Origin of the sequence: Cohnella faecalis (genome assembly GCF_003570905.1) — a bacterium.
Lineage (GTDB): Bacteria > Bacillota > Bacilli > Paenibacillales > Paenibacillaceae > Cohnella > Cohnella faecalis.
Map to the genome: position 1 here is coordinate 1 of NZ_QXJM01000006.1, position 15,623 is coordinate 15,623.

The 15,623-nt window shown below is 55.8% G+C and carries 31 protein-coding genes and 5 pseudogenes; 24 read left to right on the plus strand and 12 right to left on the minus strand.

Annotation, left to right across the window (positions count from 1 at the left end; translation table 11 throughout):
* From D3H35_RS31745 to D3H35_RS00510, 3 genes and pseudogenes are all read right to left on the minus strand, one after another.
* Nucleotides 1–318: pseudogene (locus D3H35_RS31745) on the minus strand (ribonuclease R); the annotation flags it as partial.
* Between the two features lie 204 nt (nt 319–522).
* Nucleotides 523–760 (minus strand): annotated as a pseudogene (gene secG / locus D3H35_RS00505) (preprotein translocase subunit SecG).
* A 276-nt stretch (nt 761–1,036) separates the two neighbouring features.
* Nucleotides 1,037–1,363, minus strand: a complete 327-nt coding sequence (locus D3H35_RS00510; RefSeq protein WP_119147311.1) for a hypothetical protein — start codon at nt 1,361–1,363, stop codon at nt 1,037–1,039.
* A gap of 134 nt (nt 1,364–1,497) precedes the next feature.
* On the opposite strand from D3H35_RS00510, the gene D3H35_RS33905 reads away from it, so the two are divergent.
* A complete protein-coding gene (locus D3H35_RS33905) occupies nt 1,498–1,749 on the plus strand; it encodes a methyl-accepting chemotaxis protein (protein ID WP_325049971.1) in 252 nt (83 codons plus the stop codon).
* Here D3H35_RS33905 and D3H35_RS31135 read toward each other — a convergent pair.
* Nucleotides 1,685–2,017: a hypothetical protein gene (locus tag D3H35_RS31135; protein ID WP_199728446.1), complete on the minus strand. Its 333-nt coding sequence runs from the start codon at nt 2,015–2,017 to the stop codon at nt 1,685–1,687. The genes D3H35_RS33905 and D3H35_RS31135 overlap by 65 nt on opposite strands.
* A gap of 131 nt (nt 2,018–2,148) precedes the next feature.
* Here D3H35_RS31135 and D3H35_RS00520 point away from each other — a divergent pair, with 131 nt between their 5' ends.
* A complete protein-coding gene (locus tag D3H35_RS00520; protein WP_119147312.1) occupies nt 2,149–2,355 on the plus strand; it encodes a hypothetical protein in 207 nt (68 codons plus the stop codon).
* Between the two features lie 111 nt (nt 2,356–2,466).
* On the opposite strand, the gene D3H35_RS00525 is transcribed toward D3H35_RS00520, so the two are convergent.
* The 5 genes from D3H35_RS00525 to D3H35_RS30195 all read right to left on the minus strand — a co-directional run bounded on the left by D3H35_RS00525 (nt 2,467) and on the right by D3H35_RS30195 (nt 4,402).
* A complete protein-coding gene (locus tag D3H35_RS00525; RefSeq protein ID WP_119147313.1) occupies nt 2,467–2,715 on the minus strand; it encodes a hypothetical protein in 249 nt (82 codons plus the stop codon).
* Complete coding sequence (locus tag D3H35_RS00530) at nt 2,691–3,014, minus strand: GNAT family N-acetyltransferase (RefSeq protein ID WP_325049972.1); 324 nt, start codon at nt 3,012–3,014, stop codon at nt 2,691–2,693. The genes D3H35_RS00525 and D3H35_RS00530 overlap by 25 nt, the downstream gene beginning before the upstream one ends.
* A gap of 105 nt (nt 3,015–3,119) precedes the next feature.
* Nucleotides 3,120–3,365 carry a GNAT family N-acetyltransferase gene (locus D3H35_RS34465; protein WP_119147315.1) on the minus strand — a complete coding sequence of 82 codons (246 nt, stop codon included), beginning with the start codon at nt 3,363–3,365 and terminating at the stop codon, nt 3,120–3,122.
* A complete protein-coding gene (locus D3H35_RS00540) occupies nt 3,253–3,636 on the minus strand; it encodes a GNAT family N-acetyltransferase (RefSeq protein WP_119147316.1) in 384 nt (127 codons plus the stop codon). The genes D3H35_RS34465 and D3H35_RS00540 overlap by 113 nt, the downstream gene beginning before the upstream one ends.
* Before the next feature lie 577 nt (nt 3,637–4,213).
* The gene (locus D3H35_RS30195; protein ID WP_147355686.1) at nt 4,214–4,402 is read right to left on the minus strand and encodes an apurinic/apyrimidinic endonuclease family protein; all 189 of its coding nucleotides are present in this window, start codon (nt 4,400–4,402) and stop codon (nt 4,214–4,216) included.
* Nucleotides 4,403–5,389: 987 nt separating this feature from the next.
* Here D3H35_RS30195 and D3H35_RS00555 point away from each other — a divergent pair.
* From D3H35_RS00555 to D3H35_RS34475, 8 genes and pseudogenes are all read left to right on the plus strand, one after another.
* Nucleotides 5,390–5,620 carry a hypothetical protein gene (locus tag D3H35_RS00555; RefSeq protein ID WP_147355687.1) on the plus strand — a complete coding sequence of 77 codons (231 nt, stop codon included), beginning with the start codon at nt 5,390–5,392 and terminating at the stop codon, nt 5,618–5,620.
* A gap of 608 nt (nt 5,621–6,228) precedes the next feature.
* Nucleotides 6,229–6,336, plus strand: a complete 108-nt coding sequence (locus tag D3H35_RS34470) for a helix-turn-helix domain-containing protein (RefSeq protein WP_119147320.1) — start codon at nt 6,229–6,231, stop codon at nt 6,334–6,336.
* 187 nt (nt 6,337–6,523) lie between these two features.
* Nucleotides 6,524–6,766 (plus strand): hypothetical protein, encoded by a 243-nt coding sequence (locus D3H35_RS00565; protein ID WP_119147321.1) that lies wholly within the window; start codon nt 6,524–6,526, stop codon nt 6,764–6,766.
* A gap of 121 nt (nt 6,767–6,887) precedes the next feature.
* The gene (locus D3H35_RS00570; protein ID WP_119147322.1) at nt 6,888–7,121 is read left to right on the plus strand and encodes a hypothetical protein; all 234 of its coding nucleotides are present in this window, start codon (nt 6,888–6,890) and stop codon (nt 7,119–7,121) included.
* A 146-nt stretch (nt 7,122–7,267) separates the two neighbouring features.
* Entirely contained in the window at nt 7,268–7,651 is a 384-nt protein-coding gene (locus D3H35_RS00575; protein WP_119147323.1) for a sugar phosphate isomerase/epimerase family protein, read from the plus strand.
* 236 nt (nt 7,652–7,887) lie between these two features.
* A pseudogene (locus D3H35_RS31755) lies at nt 7,888–8,177 on the plus strand (GNAT family N-acetyltransferase).
* Between the two features lie 142 nt (nt 8,178–8,319).
* Nucleotides 8,320–8,883: a sterol carrier protein domain-containing protein gene (locus tag D3H35_RS00590; protein ID WP_267901329.1), complete on the plus strand. Its 564-nt coding sequence runs from the start codon at nt 8,320–8,322 to the stop codon at nt 8,881–8,883.
* Complete coding sequence (locus D3H35_RS34475; protein ID WP_411675114.1) at nt 8,841–9,002, plus strand: hypothetical protein; 162 nt, start codon at nt 8,841–8,843, stop codon at nt 9,000–9,002. Before D3H35_RS00590 ends, D3H35_RS34475 begins: the two co-directional genes overlap by 43 nt.
* Here D3H35_RS34475 and D3H35_RS30200 read toward each other — a convergent pair.
* From D3H35_RS30200 to D3H35_RS00610, 3 genes are all read right to left on the minus strand, one after another.
* Nucleotides 8,947–9,222: a hypothetical protein gene (locus tag D3H35_RS30200; RefSeq protein WP_147355688.1), complete on the minus strand. Its 276-nt coding sequence runs from the start codon at nt 9,220–9,222 to the stop codon at nt 8,947–8,949. The genes D3H35_RS34475 and D3H35_RS30200 overlap by 56 nt on opposite strands.
* Nucleotides 9,223–9,346: 124 nt before the next feature.
* The gene (locus tag D3H35_RS00605; protein WP_119147329.1) at nt 9,347–9,982 is read right to left on the minus strand and encodes a methyl-accepting chemotaxis protein; all 636 of its coding nucleotides are present in this window, start codon (nt 9,980–9,982) and stop codon (nt 9,347–9,349) included.
* A gap of 17 nt (nt 9,983–9,999) precedes the next feature.
* Nucleotides 10,000–10,446, minus strand: coding sequence for a methyl-accepting chemotaxis protein (locus tag D3H35_RS00610; RefSeq protein ID WP_119147330.1), 447 nt, complete (start codon nt 10,444–10,446; stop codon nt 10,000–10,002).
* Between the two features lie 239 nt (nt 10,447–10,685).
* Here D3H35_RS00610 and secG (D3H35_RS00615) point away from each other — a divergent pair, with 239 nt between their 5' ends.
* The 14 genes and pseudogenes from secG (D3H35_RS00615) to D3H35_RS00635 all read left to right on the plus strand — a co-directional run.
* Nucleotides 10,686–10,925, plus strand: coding sequence for a preprotein translocase subunit SecG (gene secG / locus D3H35_RS00615; protein ID WP_119147331.1), 240 nt, complete (start codon nt 10,686–10,688; stop codon nt 10,923–10,925).
* Between the two features lie 196 nt (nt 10,926–11,121).
* On the plus strand, nt 11,122–11,667 hold the full coding sequence (locus D3H35_RS34480) for a ribonuclease R family protein (protein WP_411675115.1): 546 nt from the start codon (nt 11,122–11,124) through the stop codon (nt 11,665–11,667).
* Between the two features lies 1 nt (nt 11,668).
* Nucleotides 11,669–11,836 carry a hypothetical protein gene (locus D3H35_RS34485; RefSeq protein ID WP_411675120.1) on the plus strand — a complete coding sequence of 56 codons (168 nt, stop codon included), beginning with the start codon at nt 11,669–11,671 and terminating at the stop codon, nt 11,834–11,836.
* Nucleotides 11,837–11,872: 36 nt separating this feature from the next.
* On the plus strand, nt 11,873–12,139 hold the full coding sequence (locus D3H35_RS34490; protein ID WP_411675116.1) for an RNB domain-containing ribonuclease: 267 nt from the start codon (nt 11,873–11,875) through the stop codon (nt 12,137–12,139).
* Between the two features lie 136 nt (nt 12,140–12,275).
* Nucleotides 12,276–12,431: a hypothetical protein gene (locus D3H35_RS34495; RefSeq protein WP_411675117.1), complete on the plus strand. Its 156-nt coding sequence runs from the start codon at nt 12,276–12,278 to the stop codon at nt 12,429–12,431.
* A 32-nt stretch (nt 12,432–12,463) separates the two neighbouring features.
* A pseudogene (locus tag D3H35_RS34500) lies at nt 12,464–12,891 on the plus strand (RNB domain-containing ribonuclease).
* 97 nt (nt 12,892–12,988) lie between these two features.
* Nucleotides 12,989–13,102, plus strand: a complete 114-nt coding sequence (locus D3H35_RS34505) for a S1 RNA-binding domain-containing protein (RefSeq protein WP_411675118.1) — start codon at nt 12,989–12,991, stop codon at nt 13,100–13,102.
* Complete coding sequence (locus tag D3H35_RS34510; RefSeq protein WP_411675119.1) at nt 13,099–13,251, plus strand: hypothetical protein; 153 nt, start codon at nt 13,099–13,101, stop codon at nt 13,249–13,251. Before D3H35_RS34505 ends, D3H35_RS34510 begins: the two co-directional genes overlap by 4 nt.
* Before the next feature lie 26 nt (nt 13,252–13,277).
* Nucleotides 13,278–13,451, plus strand: coding sequence for a hypothetical protein (locus D3H35_RS31760; protein WP_233567668.1), 174 nt, complete (start codon nt 13,278–13,280; stop codon nt 13,449–13,451).
* A gap of 293 nt (nt 13,452–13,744) precedes the next feature.
* Entirely contained in the window at nt 13,745–14,179 is a 435-nt protein-coding gene (locus D3H35_RS00625; RefSeq protein ID WP_119147332.1) for a hypothetical protein, read from the plus strand.
* 138 nt (nt 14,180–14,317) lie between these two features.
* Nucleotides 14,318–14,455: a hypothetical protein gene (locus D3H35_RS30510; protein WP_158593873.1), complete on the plus strand. Its 138-nt coding sequence runs from the start codon at nt 14,318–14,320 to the stop codon at nt 14,453–14,455.
* Nucleotides 14,452–14,781: a hypothetical protein gene (locus tag D3H35_RS00630; RefSeq protein WP_119147333.1), complete on the plus strand. Its 330-nt coding sequence runs from the start codon at nt 14,452–14,454 to the stop codon at nt 14,779–14,781. The genes D3H35_RS30510 and D3H35_RS00630 overlap by 4 nt, the downstream gene beginning before the upstream one ends.
* Before the next feature lie 298 nt (nt 14,782–15,079).
* Nucleotides 15,080–15,208, plus strand: coding sequence for a hypothetical protein (locus tag D3H35_RS33340; RefSeq protein ID WP_267901328.1), 129 nt, complete (start codon nt 15,080–15,082; stop codon nt 15,206–15,208).
* 114 nt (nt 15,209–15,322) lie between these two features.
* Nucleotides 15,323–15,623, plus strand: a pseudogene (locus D3H35_RS00635) (SsrA-binding protein); the annotation flags it as partial.

Sequence of the window (15,623 nt, forward strand, 5' to 3'; positions counted from 1 at the left end):
CGTATCCCCGTTCATTGCGCTTTGCAGATCGTTCGCGTGAATATAGACGTCCGGATGGTCCGGCTCTCCGGCAGCAGGAAAGCGAAGCCTTCGGATGGGCTGCAGCCTGCCCGCAGCAAGTTCATATCTCTCCGGCACGCCGTAACGATCCGTGCGCGTCAATAAGATTTTTCCTTCGTTCTCCATTTCGGTCAGCATGCGCAAAAAAGTTTTGAACTCCTCGCGTTCGCAATGCCAAATGCTTCTCTAGTTCCTGGTACGTCATCGGTTTATACGCCGTTCGCGCATAAAGTCGAGCAGCTCCTGCTCCGTAACAATGGCATCCGTTATCACCTCGTCCTATGTATAGTATATACCCATTGCTGCTGCTCGGCAACCAAATCGGAAGACATGGCCCGACCTCCTGCGAGGAGGATTACCCTCTATATCGGCACCTTTCCTCTATTGGAAAAGTTTTCATCGCGCCATAGCAACAAAAAAAGCAGGAAGCACGCGCTTCCTGCTTGTTCTCGATTGTTCCGGCTAGCTGGTTTTTACGACGTACGCAACGACCAGGGAAAGGACGAAGAAGCCAACCGCCAATCCGATCGTGAGACGTTGAGGAACAAATCCAGACCGCGAGCTTTCTGCTTACCGAACAAGTGCTCCGCGCCCCCGGTAATCGCGCCGGACAGGCCAGCGCTTCTTCCGCGCTGCAACAGAACGACGGTAATCATGCCAAAGAGAAAATAACAAGCAAACTTTTTAAGAAAACGACCACCGCTTACACCCCCAAATGCGAGACACGAAGACTTGCATAATTAATGAATATACACAAAAACAGTATTTTCATTGTACCACACGCCTTAGGCTTGACAACCTAATCCGCTCGTCGAAGCAAGTCCGAAAAGAGATATTCGACAAATTTGCAAATTGTCGCTGGAGCATATTGCCTATGATTAGACATCGGTGTACAGTAGGTTTATGTTTAATTTCATCACATGAAGGTGACGCACATGTTAAAATAACATCACGCTCTCTCATACGAGATTGCCGCTCAGCTCCAGCGTTTCGCCGACGGAATTTCAGGCAGTCGCTCCCCCGTTGCCGCCAAGAGGAAAAACGATTCGCTCCTGTTCACGCTCCGCCGATCGTCCAACAGCTTACGCACGTTGCTTCGCCTCGTCTTCCGCTCTTCCCGCGAGCTTGGAGATCGCCTGGACTCCGTCACGCAGCGATCCGAGATCATCTCGGGCCAGGCCGCGACGGTGACGAATACGATCCAGGAAGTACTCTCGGCGTACAAGAAGCCGCAGAGAACGTCCAACGAATGTCCGAAGAGATCGCCGTCATCCACGGCAACCTGCAGGAGCTTCAGCTCCATTCCGACGACATTTCGCCTCCTCCTCGACTTATAGAAGCACCGTCGAGCAAGGACTTGAAGCGATGGGGCGTCTGACGGGAACGCTGGAGACGATGTCGGCGATTCCGAGGAAATGACGGCCGAAATGCGGGAATTTGAGAAGCTTTCGTCATGATCGCCAACATGTCAAAGCTGATCGACGACATAGCGAGGCAGACCCAGCTGCTAGCCTGAACGCCAACATTGAGGCGGCACGCGCTGGAGATCATGGCACAGGCTTTGCGGTCGTCGCCCAAGAGGTATCCAAGCTCGCGCTGCAAACCCGGGAATCCGCCGTCCGCATCACCGAACAGATGACAGCAGCGACGCGGCGAAGCGGCGTCTTGAGGAAGCCGTCGAACGGATGAAGGCATCCGTTTCGAAAGCTCTTCCGCCATGGAAGAAACGACCGAACGCTTCAAAGGATTCGCCAAATTCATCGCGATACGACGGCCAACTGCAGCGAATGAACGGCAACCTCCGCGCCGTGACCGACTCGACCTCCTCCTCTCCGAGGCGGTCATGAGTACGTCCGCGATGGTCGAGCAGATGGCGGGGCGGAACCGAGGAAGCGCTCGCCTCCGTCGACGTCCAGCAGCAAACAACATCCTCTCCATGAACGAATCGGTTCGGCAAGCTGTCAGCACCGGCATGTCGCTCCGTTCAGCCGTTTCCACAGTTCAAGCTTCCGGCAGAGAACGGAATGACCCCGTCTTTCCTCCGCAATCGAGAGCTGGATGGAAGGAGCACTCGGGGTACGAGCCATTATGCTGTCCATGATTGAGTGCCGCGCTCCCGAAGACATCCGGGCTTGGAACGAGCGCAAGCTCGCGATGGAGCAGCAGCTGGAGCAACGGTTCGAAGAGCTTGCGTTCATTGTGCGGATTCGCGAGATAGCCGCTGTCTCGCCGAGCTTCGCGAAGCTTGGGAAAGCTTCCATCGGACCAAAGATCGCAATGCGGGCTACATGCTGAACGGCGAATACGAAAAGCGCGCCAAGGTCTGACCAACAAGGACGGCAATTGTTCAAGGCGGCGCTGGATCATGCCATTCAATGGATGGAAGACGAGCCTATCGCCGTCTGATCAGAAGAAATCCGCCAAATAAGTCGGGCCGCGGGGAATCCGGCGCTCCATAATCGCCAGCGCCTCCTCTTCGGCCTTCAATCTCCCTACAGAGGCGAACGCTGCGGGGTCGTCCTCCGGCGAGCATTGCAGTCCATGTCTGAATGTCGCACGCAGCCGAGGGAATTCCGGAGCCGCCATCTCTGTCCGCTCGACCAAGGCCGATCGTCCGTTCGCGGGAATCGTCAACGGAACCAGCCGTCGTTCCAATCCGCCCGTTCATCCTCTACCCGGATCGCCAATACATCCTCCCGCTCGGAAGCCGCAAAGGAATACGGCTCGATGAACCGCTCCACATCCACGATACGCGACATGAAATAAGGCAACAGCTCTTGCTTGAACGCGCGCTCCGGCAGCAAGAAAGGCAGGTCATCGTCCTCCGGGGCCATCATGACGAGCTGATCGATCATCGAATCGTGATTGCCAATGAAGCTCCACAACGCCGCCCGAGCCGTTTCGGTCGTATGCACCCACTCATGTATCCGCATTTTGCGGTCCGCGCGCCTCATACAGCAAATAACTTCCGCGATTCCGTCCGGATTTCGGTATAGAGGGCCACCCGGCTTGGACAGCACCTTTCTCTCCACCAGTCGTCCGTTCTCGCCAGCGTACAGCTATATTTTGCAGCGTATTGTTCGTACACGTCGTTCAGCAGTTCCGAACGTTTCGGCACAATGGCAACCGTCCGGCACATCTGCCGAGGAGGAAAATGCTTCGTCTCGATCGTGTACTGCTTTCTCGTCACCGTCAGCACTCATACCGTATTTGCGGTAAAAGGGAACCGAGAACGGATGCAGCATGCTGATCGTCTGTCCGCTTCGCGCATTTTTTCGGAGCGCATGGTGAAGCAGCTTGGTCACTCCCTTGCCTGCGCGCGTCCGGCCAACTGGATACGCTCGCGACTCGCCGCATTTTCATCCGAACACCGTGGATCCACACCTCAAGCGGCAAAATAGACAAATTCGTCAGCAGCCTGCCATTCTCGTCGAACAGCCCCAATGATTGTCTGCACGGAACGATTCGCGCTCCTTTTCCACTCGCTCCGGCGGGCATTTGAATTTGAAAGGCGAACTGCCACAGCGCCATCAGATCATCGAATTCGTTCTCTCGAACATTCCTTAACGTCATCATTGGATGCTTATCCTCTTTTCCGTTGATTTCATACCTATGCTTTCATCTTAACCGAACGTGCGAGCAAGGCCAAAAAAAGAACCCGGCATCGCTGCCGGACCCTCAATTCGTGTCATATTTACCAATCCAAGATGTATGGCGGGACTTAATTCCAGCCGCGTTCCTTGAACCACGCAAAATTGAGCTGCGCACTTTCCAGAGACGAGATGTCGTACGCTCCTGCTCGATAATGACGTACTCGACGCCCGCTTGCTCGCTTGCGGCAAGAGCGGTGTCCCAGTCGACGTGCCGCGGCCGATTTCCGTATCGACGCCGTCGGGTTTGAAATCCTTTGCGTGAACGAGCGGCAGGCGACCGCAATATTTAGCGACGTAAGCAGCCGGGTCTTGCCCTGCGACTTTTATCCAACCAAGATCGAATTCGGCGAACAGCTTGTTTGCCCGGGATGCTTCCAACAATTCGTCGATAATCAGCTTGCCGCTTGGAGCCGGCTTGAATTCGAAGCGTGATTGTGGTAGCCGAACGCAAGCCCGCTGCCGTCACGACATCGGCGGCGCGCCCGAGCGTATCGATGAACTTAGCCACATCGCCGCTGTCGGGTTTTCCGGCAACGGATACCCGGCACGACGAATTTCGGAAGTCCGAGCTCGATCGCGTATTCGATCTGTTGCTTCAAGTTCTCTTCCAGCTTCTCCGGCTCGTTCACGGTCAATCCGACGTGCGCGGACGATGCATGGAGACCGTTGTCGGCGAGAGCCTGCTTCAAATCTTTGGCGGAAACTCCGTAATACCGGCCAGCTCTACGTTCTTGTATCCGATTTCAGCAATCTGTCTAATGGTGCAAGGAAGTCTTTTTCCGGCGAGGTCGCGTGGAATACAATTGAATGCCCAACTGCGGTTTACTCATCTGTTCATCCACCAATCTATCGTTAGAGTGTCATCCCTTCATTTATAGGCAAAAAGTCACTCCCCACGAGGAAGGTTTTTGCCCACTTTTTATGGCATTTGGGGTTTCCACTTTTCCGAGCTAGCCGCGCCGCAGGAGGCGATAATTCTGCAGCCTCTATCGACGAACTCCCGCACCAGATTGTCGTCGGCATCGTGATTGATCATTCCCAGTCCGCTGACGTATGAGAAGTAGACAACGGTAGCCTCGGGATCTCCGGCAACAGCTCGCCCGCGCCTGCCCTTGCTCGATGAGACGAGTCAGTGCGGTGACGATTTCGCTCGAATAGGCGAAGACGGCCTTCGACTGCTTGTCGAACACGGCTGGCTGGCTTAGAAGATTTGAACGATTCTTAAATACGACCCCTTCCGAATATGAGATTCGACCTGTTCCTTGACGATAAGCTCAGAATGCGCCCGGGCGCTCCTTCTTGGCTAAGAAGCTTTCGCAGCCGCGAAGACTCCTCTTCAGGGACCTTGTATAATCGCGTCGCAGCTCTCCTTGCTTGAAAATACGTAAACACGGCGCATGGCTCATACCCGCTTCCTTGGCGATCTCGGAACGGTCGTCGCGAAAAACCCTCGTGGAAAACAACGAAGAGGCTGCATCTATAATTTGTTGGTCGCTTCTTTTCCCAATGCTACATTGACCGTTCTTGACATTCGCATCACCCGCCCAATTATATCATCTAAGCTGAATATTTACATTAACTGATCAGTCAGTTTATATTATAATTGAAAGCAGAAGAGGCAATCACATGTCACTATTTCAAAAGCGAAACCAGCTCCTTTGGACACGAGCGGCTTCATGACCGTCGGCACCTCACTTGAAAGGGACATCTATGAAATCGGCAGCCATCTGGCGTCGTTGGCGCGATCTGCGCCACATGTGGAGCCCGCGTCAACCTTCCGAGACGTTGCGCAACCGGTTCAGAGGGAATACGTCAGAGGCGCTACCTATCATTTCGAGAGGATGAAAGGGATTGCGGCCGCTTTTGACTCAAAGCTGGATGACGACGAATTGGACTTCAAACCTTGATGTACAATATGGAGCCCTTCGGATGCTCGCGCCGTGTTCTATCCTCTTCAAAGAAAAATCGGGGCAAGGGTTCCTCAGCCGCACTTCGACATTTTCTTGAAGACGATGGACGACCGGGAAGCGTCGGAGAATCTCCCGCGTCGTCGGAGCACCTTAGCATCTGAAGCTCTATTTGGTACATCAATTGGTTGAAGTCAATTCGTCGTCATCCGCTTTGAGTCAAAAGCGGCCGCAATCCTTTCATCCTCTCGAAATGGATAGGGTAGCGCTCTGGACGTATTCTCTGAACCGTTGCGCAACGTCTCGGAAGGTTCGCGGGGCTCCACATGGTGGCGCGATCGCGCCAACGACGCCAGATGGCTGCCGATTTCATAGGATGTCCTTTTCAAGGTGAGGTGCCGGACGGTCATGAAGCCGCTCGTGTCCAGGGAGCTGGGTTTCGCTTTTGAATAGTGACATGTGATTGCCTCCTTCTGCTTTTCAATTATAATATAACTGACTGATCAGTTAATGTAAATATTCAGCTTAGATGATATAATTGGGCGGGGTGATGCGAATGTCAAGAACGGTCAAGTAGCATTGCGGGAAAAGGCGACAACAAATTATAGATGCAGCCTCTTCGTTGTTTTTCACGAGGGGTTTTTTCGCGAACGACCGTGTCCGAGATCGCCAAGGAAGCGGGTATGAGCCATGCGGCGGTGTTTACGTATTTTTAAGCAAGGAGGAGCTGCTGGACGCGATTATACAAGGTCCTTGAGGAGGAGTCTTCGCGGCTGCGAAAGCTTTTAGCCAAGAAGGAGCGCCCGGGCGCATTCTGGAGCTTATCGTCAAGGAACAGGTCGAATCTCATATTCGGAGGGGTCGTATTTAAGAATCGTTCAAATCGTTCTAAGCCAGCCAGCCGTGTTCGACAAGCAGTCGAAGGCCGTCTTCGCCTATTCGAGCGAAATCGTCACCGCACTGACTCGTCTCATCGAGCAAGGGCAGGCGGCGGGCGAGCTGTTGCGGGAGATCCGAGGCTACCGGTTGGTCGTACTTCTCATACGTCAGGGACTGGGAATGATCAATCACGATGCCGACGACAATCTGGTGCGGGAGTTCGTCGATAGAGGCTGCAGAATTATCGGCCTCCTGCGGCGCGGCTAGCTCGGATAAAGTGGAAACCAAATGCCATAAAAAGTGGGCAAAAACTTCCTCGTGGGGAGTGACTTTTTTGCCTATAATGAAGGGGGGATGACACTCTAACGATAGATTGGTGGATGAACAGATGAGTAACCGCAGTTGGGCATTCATTGTATTCCGTACGCGACCTCGCGGAAAAAGACTTCCTTGGCACATTAGACAGATTGCTGAAATCGGATACAAGAACGTAGAGCTGGCCGGGTATTACGGAGTTTCCGCCAAAGATTTGAAGCAGGCTCTCGCCGACAACGGTCTCCATGCATCGTCCGCGCACGTCGGATTGACCGTGAACGAGCCGGAGAAGCTGGAAGAGAATTGAAGCAACAGATCGAATACGCGATCGAGCTCGGACTTCCGAAATTCGTCGTGCGGGGTATCCGTTGCCGGAAAACCCGACAGCGGGCGATGTGGCTAAGTTCATCGATACGCTCGGGCGCGCCGCCGATGTCGTGACGGCAGCGGGGCTTGCGTTCGGCTACCAAATCACGCGTTCGAATTCAAGCCGGCTCCAAGCGGCAGCTGATTATCGACGAATTGTTGGAAAGCATCCCGGCAAACAAGCTGTTCGCCGAATTCGATCTTGGTTGGATAAAAGTCGCAGGGCAAGACCCGGCTGCTTACGTCGCTAAATATGCGGGTCGCCTGCCGCTCGTTCACGCAAAGGATTTCAAACCGACGGCGTCGATACGGAAATCGGCCGCGGCACGGTCGACTGGGACACCCGCTCTTGCCGCAAGCGAGCAAGCGGGCGTCGAGTACGTCATTATCGAGCAGGAGCGGTACGACATCTCGTCTCTGGAGAGTGCGCAGCTCAATTTTGCGTGGTTCAAGGAACGCGGCTGGAATTAAGTCCCGCCATACATCTTGGATTGGTAAATATGACACGAATTGAGGGTCCGGCAGCGATGCGGGTTCTTTTTTTGGCCTTGCTCGCACGGTTCGTTAAGATGAAAGCATAGGTATGAAATCAACGGAAAAGAGGATAAGCATCCAATGATGACGTTAAGGAATGTTCGAGAGAACGAATTCGATGATCTGATGGCGCTGTGGCAGTTCGCCTTTCAAATTCAAATGCGCCGGAGCGAGTGGAAAAGGAGCGCGAATCGTTCCGTGCAGACAATCATTGGGGGCTGTTCGACGAGAATGGCAGGCTGCTGACGAATTTGTCTATTTTGCCGCTTGAGGTGTGGATCCACGGTGTTCGGATGAAAATGGGCGGAGTCGCGAGCGTATCCAGTTGGCGGACGCGCGCAGGCAAGGGGGAGTGACCAAGCTGCTTCACCATGCGCTCCGAAAAATGCGCGAAGCGGGACAGACGATCAGCATGCTGCATCCGTTCTCGGTTCCTTTTACCGCAAATACGGGTATGAGCTGACGGTGACGAGAAAGCAGTACACGATCGAGACGAAGCATTTTCCTCCTCGGGCAGATGTGCCGGGGACGGTTGCCATTGTGCCGAAACGTTCGGAACTGCTGAACGACGTGTACGAACAATACGCTGCAAATATAGCTGTACGCTGGCGAGAACGGACGACTGGTGGGAGAGAAAGGTGCTGTCCAAGCCGGGGGTGGCCGCTCTATACCGAAATCCGGACGGAATCGCGGAAGGTTATTTGCTGTATGAGGCGGCGGACCGCAAGATGCGGATACATGAGTGGGTGCATACGACCGAAACGGCTCGGGCGGCGTTGTGGAGCTTCATTGGCAATCACGATTCGATGATCGATCAGCTCGTCATGATGGCCCGGAGGACGATGACCTGCCTTTCTTGCTGCCGGAGCCGCGGTTCAAGCAAGAGCTGTTGCCTTATTTCATGTCGTATCGTGGATGTGGAGCGGTTCATCGAGCCGTATTCCTTTGCGGCTTCCGAGCGGGAGGATGTATTGGCGATCCGGGTAGAGGATGAACGGGCGGATTGGAACGACGGCTGGTTCCGGTTGACGATTCCCGCGAACGGACGATCGGCCTTGGTCGAGCGGACAGAGATGGCGGCTCCGGGAATTCCTCGGCTGCGTGCGACATTCAGACATGGACTGCAATGCTCGCCGGAGGACGACGTCCGGCAGCGTTCGCCTCTGTAGGGAGATTGAAGGCCGAAGAGGAGGCGCTGGCGATTATGGAGCGCCGGATTCCCGCGGCCCGACTTATTTGGCGGATTTCTTCTGATCAGACGGCGATAGGCTCGTCTTCCATCCATTGAATGGCATGATCCAGCGCGCCTTGAACAATTGCCGTCCTTGTTGGGTCAGACCTTGGCGCGCTTTTTCGTATTCGCCGTTCAGCATGTAGCCCGCATTGCGATCTTTGGTCCGATGGAAGCTTTCCCAAGCTTCGCGAAGCTCGGCGAGACAGCGGCTATCTCGCGAATCCGCACAATGAACGGCAAGCTCTTCGAACCGTTGCTCCAGCTGCTGCTCCATCGCGAGCTTGCGCTCGTTCCAAGCCGGATGTCTTCGGGAGCGCGGCACTCAATCATGGACAGCATAATGGCTCGTACCCCGAGTGCTCCTTCCATCCAGCTCTCGATTGCGGAGGAAAGAGGGGTCATTCCGTTCTCTGCCGGAAGCTTGAACTGGGAAACGGCTGAACGGAGCGACATGCCGGTGCTGACAGCTTGCCGAACGATTCGTTCATGGAGAGGATGTTGTGCTGCTGGACGTCGACGGAGGCGAGCGCTTCCTCGGTTCCGGCCGCCATCTGCTCGACCATCGCGGACGTACTCATGACCGCCTCGGAGAGGGAGGAGGTCGAGTCGGTCACGGCGCGGAGGTTGCCGTTCATTCGCTGCAGTTGGCCGTCGGTATCGGCGATGAATTTGGCGAATCCTTTGAAGCGTTCGGTCGTTTCTTCCATGGCGGAAGAGCTTTCGAGAACGGATGCCTTCATCCGTTCGACGGCTTCCTCAAGACGGCCGCTTCGCCGCGTCGCTGCTGTCATCTGTTCGGTGATGCGGACGGCGGATTCCCGGGTTTGCAGCGCGAGCTTGGATACCTCTTGGGCGACGACCGCAAAGCCTGTGCCATGATCTCCAGCGCGTGCCGCCTCAATGTTGGCGTTCAGGGCTAGCAGCTGGGTCTGGCTCGCTATGTCGTCGATCAGCTTTGACATGTTGGCGATCATGACGAAAGCTTCTCGAAATTCCCGCATTTCGGCCGTCATTTCCTCGGAATCGCCGACCATCGTCTCCAGCGTTCCCGTCAGACGCCCATCGCTTCAAGTCCTTGCTCGACGGTGCTTCTATAAGTCGAGGAGGAGGCGGAAATGTCGTCGGAATGGAGCTGAAGCTCCTGCAGGTTGCCGTGGATGACGGCGATCTCTTCGGACATTCGTTGGACGTTCTCTGCGGCTTCTTGTACGCCGAGAGTTACTTCCTGGATCGTATTCGTCACCGTCGCGGCCTGGCCCGAGATGATCTCGGATCGCTGCGTGACGGAGTCCAGGCGATCTCCAAGCTCGCGGGAAGAGCGGAAGACGAGGCGAAGCAACGTGCGTAAGCTGTTGGACGATCGGCGGAGCGTGAACAGGAGCGAATCGTTTTTCCTCTTGGCGGCAACGGGGGAGGCGACTGCCGTGAAATCTCCGTCGGCGAAACGCTGGAGCTGAGCGGCAATCTCGGTATGAGAGCGTGATGTTATTTTGAACATGTGCGTCACCTTCATGTGATGAAATTTAACATAAACCTACTGTACACCGATGTCTAATCATAGGCAATATGCTCCAGCGACAATTGCAAATTTTGTCGAATATCTCTTTTCGGGACTTGCTTCGAACGAGCGGGATTAGGTTGTCAAGCCTAAGGCGTGTGGTACAATGAAAATACTGTTTTTGTGTATATTCATTATTATGCAAGTCTTCGTGTCTCGGCATTTGGGGGGTGTAAGCGGTGGTCGTTTTCTTAAAAGTGTTGCTTGTTATTTTCTCTTTGGGCATGATTACCGTCGTTCTGTTGCAGCGCGGGAAGAGCGCTGGCCTGTCCGGTGCGATTACCGGGGGCGCGGAGCACTTGTTCGGTAAGCAGAAAGCTCGCGGTCTGGATTTGTTCCTTCAACGTCTCACGATCGGATTGGCGGTTGGCTTCTTCGTCCTTTCCCTGGTCGTTGCGTACGTCGTAAAAACCAGCTAGCGGAACAATCGAGAACAAGCAGGAAGCGCGTGCTTCCTGCTTTTTTTGTTGCTATGGCGCGATGAAAACTTTTCCAATAGAGGAAAGGTGCCGATATAGAGGGTAATCCGTCCTCGCAGGAGGTCGGCGATGTCTTCCGATTTGGTTGCCGGAGCAGCAATGGGTATATACTATACATAGGACGAGGTGATAACGGATGCCATTGTGTACGGAGCAGGAGCTGCTCGACTTTATGCGCGAAACGGCGTATAAACCGATGACGTACCAGGAACTAGAGAAGCATTTTGGCATTGCGAACGCGGAGGAGTTCAAAGCTTTTTTGCGCATGCTGACGCGAAATGGAGAACGAAGGAAAAATCTTATTGACGCGCACGGATCGTTACGGCGTGCCGGAGAGAATGAACTTGCTGCGGGCAGGCTGCAGGCCCATCCGAAGGGCTTCGCTTTCCTGCTGCCGGAGGAGCCGGACCATCCGGACGTCTATATTCACGCGAACGATCTGCAAAGCGCAATGAACGGGGATACGGTTCTCGTTCGGGTAACGTCCAAGAGCGACAACGGCTCAAGGCTGGAAGGCGAGGTTGTCCGCGTAGTGAAGCGCGCGGTCACGCAGGTCGTCGGCTTGTTCACGAGCCACGATTCGTTCGGGTTCGTCGTGCCCGACGACAAGCGGATCAACAAGGACATCTTCATTCGGCAGGAGTCGTTCCTCGGCGGCTTCCGGACAGAAGGTCGTCGTTAAGATCGTTAAATACCCGGAAGGGCGCTCCGCCGCAGAAGGCGAAATCGTCGAAATTCTCGGAAACAAAGACGAGCCGGGCGTCGATATTCTTAGCATCATCCGTAAGCACGGGCTGCCGGAAGGGTTCCCGAGGAGGTGCTCGCGGAAGCTGAAGCCGCTCCCGAGGTAATTACGGAGGACGAGATCGTCTCCCAAGGGGCGCGATTTGCGGAATAAGGTTATCGTTACGATAGATGGCGAGGACGCCAAGGATTTGGACGATGCCGTCAACGTCGAAGTGTTGGAAAACGGCAACTGGCTGCTGGGCGTCCATATCGCCGACGTCAGCTATTACGTTCGGGAGAAATCGAAGCTCGACGAGGAAGCGTACAATCGCGGGACGAGCGTCTACTTGGTCGATCGCGTCATTCCGATGCTTCCGCATCGGCTGTCCAACGGGATTTGCTCGCTTAACCGAAGGTGGACAGGCTGACGATGTCTTGCGAGATGGAGTTCGACCCTCGGACGATGCGTCGGGTTCGGCACGACATTTTCACGAGCGTTATTCGAACGAAGGAACGGATGACCTACCACACGTCCGCAAAATCGTGCAAGACGAGGATCCGGAAGTGTCCGAGCGTTACGCCGATCTGGTGGATACGTTCAAGCTGATGCGCGATTTGGCGATGGAGCTTCGCGGGCAGCGGATGAAGCGCGGCGCGATCGATTTCGATTTTCAGGAATCGAAGGTGCTGGTGGACGAGCAGGGCAGCCGTACGAAATAATTAAAAGAGAACGGTCGATCGCCGAGCAGATTATCGAAGAGTTCATGCTGGCGGCTAACGAGACGGTTGCGGAGCATTTTCACTGGTTGAAGGTGCCGTTCCTGTACCGGATTCACGAGGAGCCGGAAGGCGACAAGCTCGTTCATTTCATGCAATTCGCGGGCAACTTCGGTTACGCGGTGCGCGGCAAGGGCAACTCGGTTCACCCGCGCGCTCTACAGACGCTGCTGGAGGAAATTCGCGGGAAGAAGGAAGAGACGGTCATCAGCACGATGATGCTTCGTTCGATGAAGCAGGCGAAGTACGACGCTCAGAGTCTCGGGCACTTCGGGCTTGCCGCCGAGTTTATTCGCACTTCACGTCTCCGATTCGTCGTTATCCGGATTTGATGATCCACCGCGTCATGCGCGAGGTGATCGAGAACGGCGGGGCGCTGCGGAAGGCCGATTCGACGTTCTGAACGCGAAAATGCCAGAAGTGGCGCAGCAGTCGTCGGAGCGCGAGCGGACGGCGGTCGATGCGAGCGGGACACGGAGAAGCTGAAGAAGGCCGAGTTCATGCTGGACAAGATCGGCGAGGAATTCGAAGGCATGGTCAGCGGCGTGACAAGCTTCGGGATGTTCATCGAGCTGGAAAATACGGTCGAGGGCTCATTCGTCTCAGCGATATGACGGACGATTACTATCACTTCCATGAGCTGCATATGGCGTTGATCGGCGAACGGACTTCGAAAATATACCGCATCGGCGACGAAGTGAAAATCCGTGTCGCGCGGGTGAGCATGGACGACATACGATTGATTTCGAACTGGTCGATATGAAGCCGCGCAGCTATGGCGGCGGCCGAGTGAATTTCGTCGATTCGCGCGGAGGCGGGGCCGGATTCGGGGCAAGCGCAAGAAGCGCGGCTCCGGCGGCTCGGGCGGCGGGTTCGGAGCGGTCGCCGGACGCGGAGGCGGTCAGGGCGATCGCAGAGGCAAAGGCAAGGCTCAGCCGGGCGGCGGCAAGGGCAAGAGAGTGAGCGCGGGAGCTTCGGCGGAGCCGGAGCCCGGGTGCGAAAAAAGGCGGACGAGGCGCGCCGGGTGGAACCGGAGACTCGGGCGGCCATAATGGCGAACGGGAGAGCCTTGGTCGAGTTGGAGTCCAGGGCGACCAGGGAGGCCTTGGCGGGTTCAATGGCAATGAAGGCGGCAGCGGCGGTAAGAATGTCGCCCGTAAACGAGGCGGCGAAGCGGGTGACGGCGCTGTACGGGCGATATTGCCCAGACGAGCAGCGCCAAGCGCGAAGGAGTCGTCGCCGTCGCCGAGACGGCGGTGGCCGGAGTCGCCTTGCAGAGCGGCGGCAAGAAGCGGAAGGGCGGCAGCGGCTCGGAGCGGCTGCGTTCGATCCGAACGCGCTCGCGGCGGACGCGGCGAAGAAAGGCCGCGATCAGCGCGGCGGCCGGCTCCAATGGATCAGACCCGGACGTGAACTCGGTCAGCGGTCCACGCGTCAAAAGGAAGAAGGGCACGGATATGTGGGGACTTCCAATATCCGGTACGCTTTCCCGTGCCACGGATGACGGAGAAGGCGGCATCATCGGCGAGCCGCGCAAGAAGAAGGGGCCGGGCGGCCGTCGAAGGCAAGGAAATCGGGCAGGCGGAGGGCGCGTTCCACCGACGCAGGAGCGGGAGCTACGGAATCCCCTGCTCCGGCTTCGCTTCCGGCGAAACGGCTCCACCGAAACGCAAAAAGAAAAGCAGCAGTAACGAGCTTGGGGCCCGCCGGCATTGCCGGCGGGCTCCTTTTTTGTCGAGGCGGCTCGAATTCCATTTTACAATCGTCCTCGTATTTTATAGGATAGAATGGTGTGCGAAAACGGACAAGATCGGGGAGGCGGACTTCTCATGGAACGGAACTTGTATCATGTGCTCGGAGCGAAGCAGTTCGGACGGGAAGATTTGGATCGGCTGTTCGCGGGGGCGCGGGAGATGGAGAAGGTCGTGGCTGCGGGCGGCGATCGGAGATTTACGGGTAAATCATGACAACGCTGTTCTTCGAGGCGAGCACGCGGACGAGACTGAGCTTCGAATCGGCGATGAACGGGCTCGGCGGCAGCGTCATCGGCACGGAAAATGCGGCGCAATTCTCGTCGGCGATCAAGGCGAGACGCTTGAGGATACGATCAAAATCATTACCGGCTACAGCGATGTCATCGTTATGCGGCATACGGACATCGGCGCAGCCAAAGAGCGGCCAAGGTATCGGGCGTACCGGTCATCAATGCAGGGGACGGCGCGGGAGAGCACCGACGCAGGCTTTGCTGGACGCGTATAGATCGGCAAGGAGCTTGGCCAGATCGACGGCGTGAAAATCGCGATGGTCGGCGATCTCGCTTACGGACGGACGGTTTCACTCGCTTAGCTACTTTTGGCGAATTACAAGGACGTTATGATTTATTACATTTCGCCGGAAAATGTGCAAATCCGGCCAGCGTCAAACGGTATATGGACGAGAAAGGGATCCGTTCGCGGAAACGACGACCTCGATTCCGTTGCCGGAGATGTCGACGTGGTGTAGACGCGGATTCAGAAGGAGCGGTTCCCGTCGATTGAGGAATACGAGAAGGCTTTCCGGCAGTATATTGTGGACGCGAGCTGCTGGATCGGATGCGCAAAAATTCCATCGTGCTGCATCCGCTGCCTCGTGCCGGAGAGATCGCCGAAGAGGTCGATGCCGATCCTCGGGCGGTTACTTCCGCCAGGCTCAGAACGGGCTTTTTATCCGGATGGCTCTGATCGACAAGTGCTTGGGTAAATAAAGAGGGGACGGTCGGGACAACGGATTGGCTCGCTTTGCTCGAACGTGGTATAATATATTTTCCGGCTTATTATGGGAGGAGATGAAGGAAAGTGGGCAAGAAGGATCAGTTCGACAAGCCTCTGGCGCAAAATAAGAAGGCGTCCACGATTACTTCATCGAGGATACCTATGAGGCCCGGCATGGTGCTGACAGGAACCGAAATCAAATCGTTGCGCACGCGGCCGGGGCAACCTGAACGATACGTTCGCCACGATCCGCAACGGCGAGATGTTCCTTCACACCATGCACATTAGCCGTTCGAGCAGGGGCAATCGCCACAATCCGGAACGACTCGCGCCCGCAAGCTGCTGCTTCAAAGGTGCAGATCCACAAGCTACTCGGCATTACGAA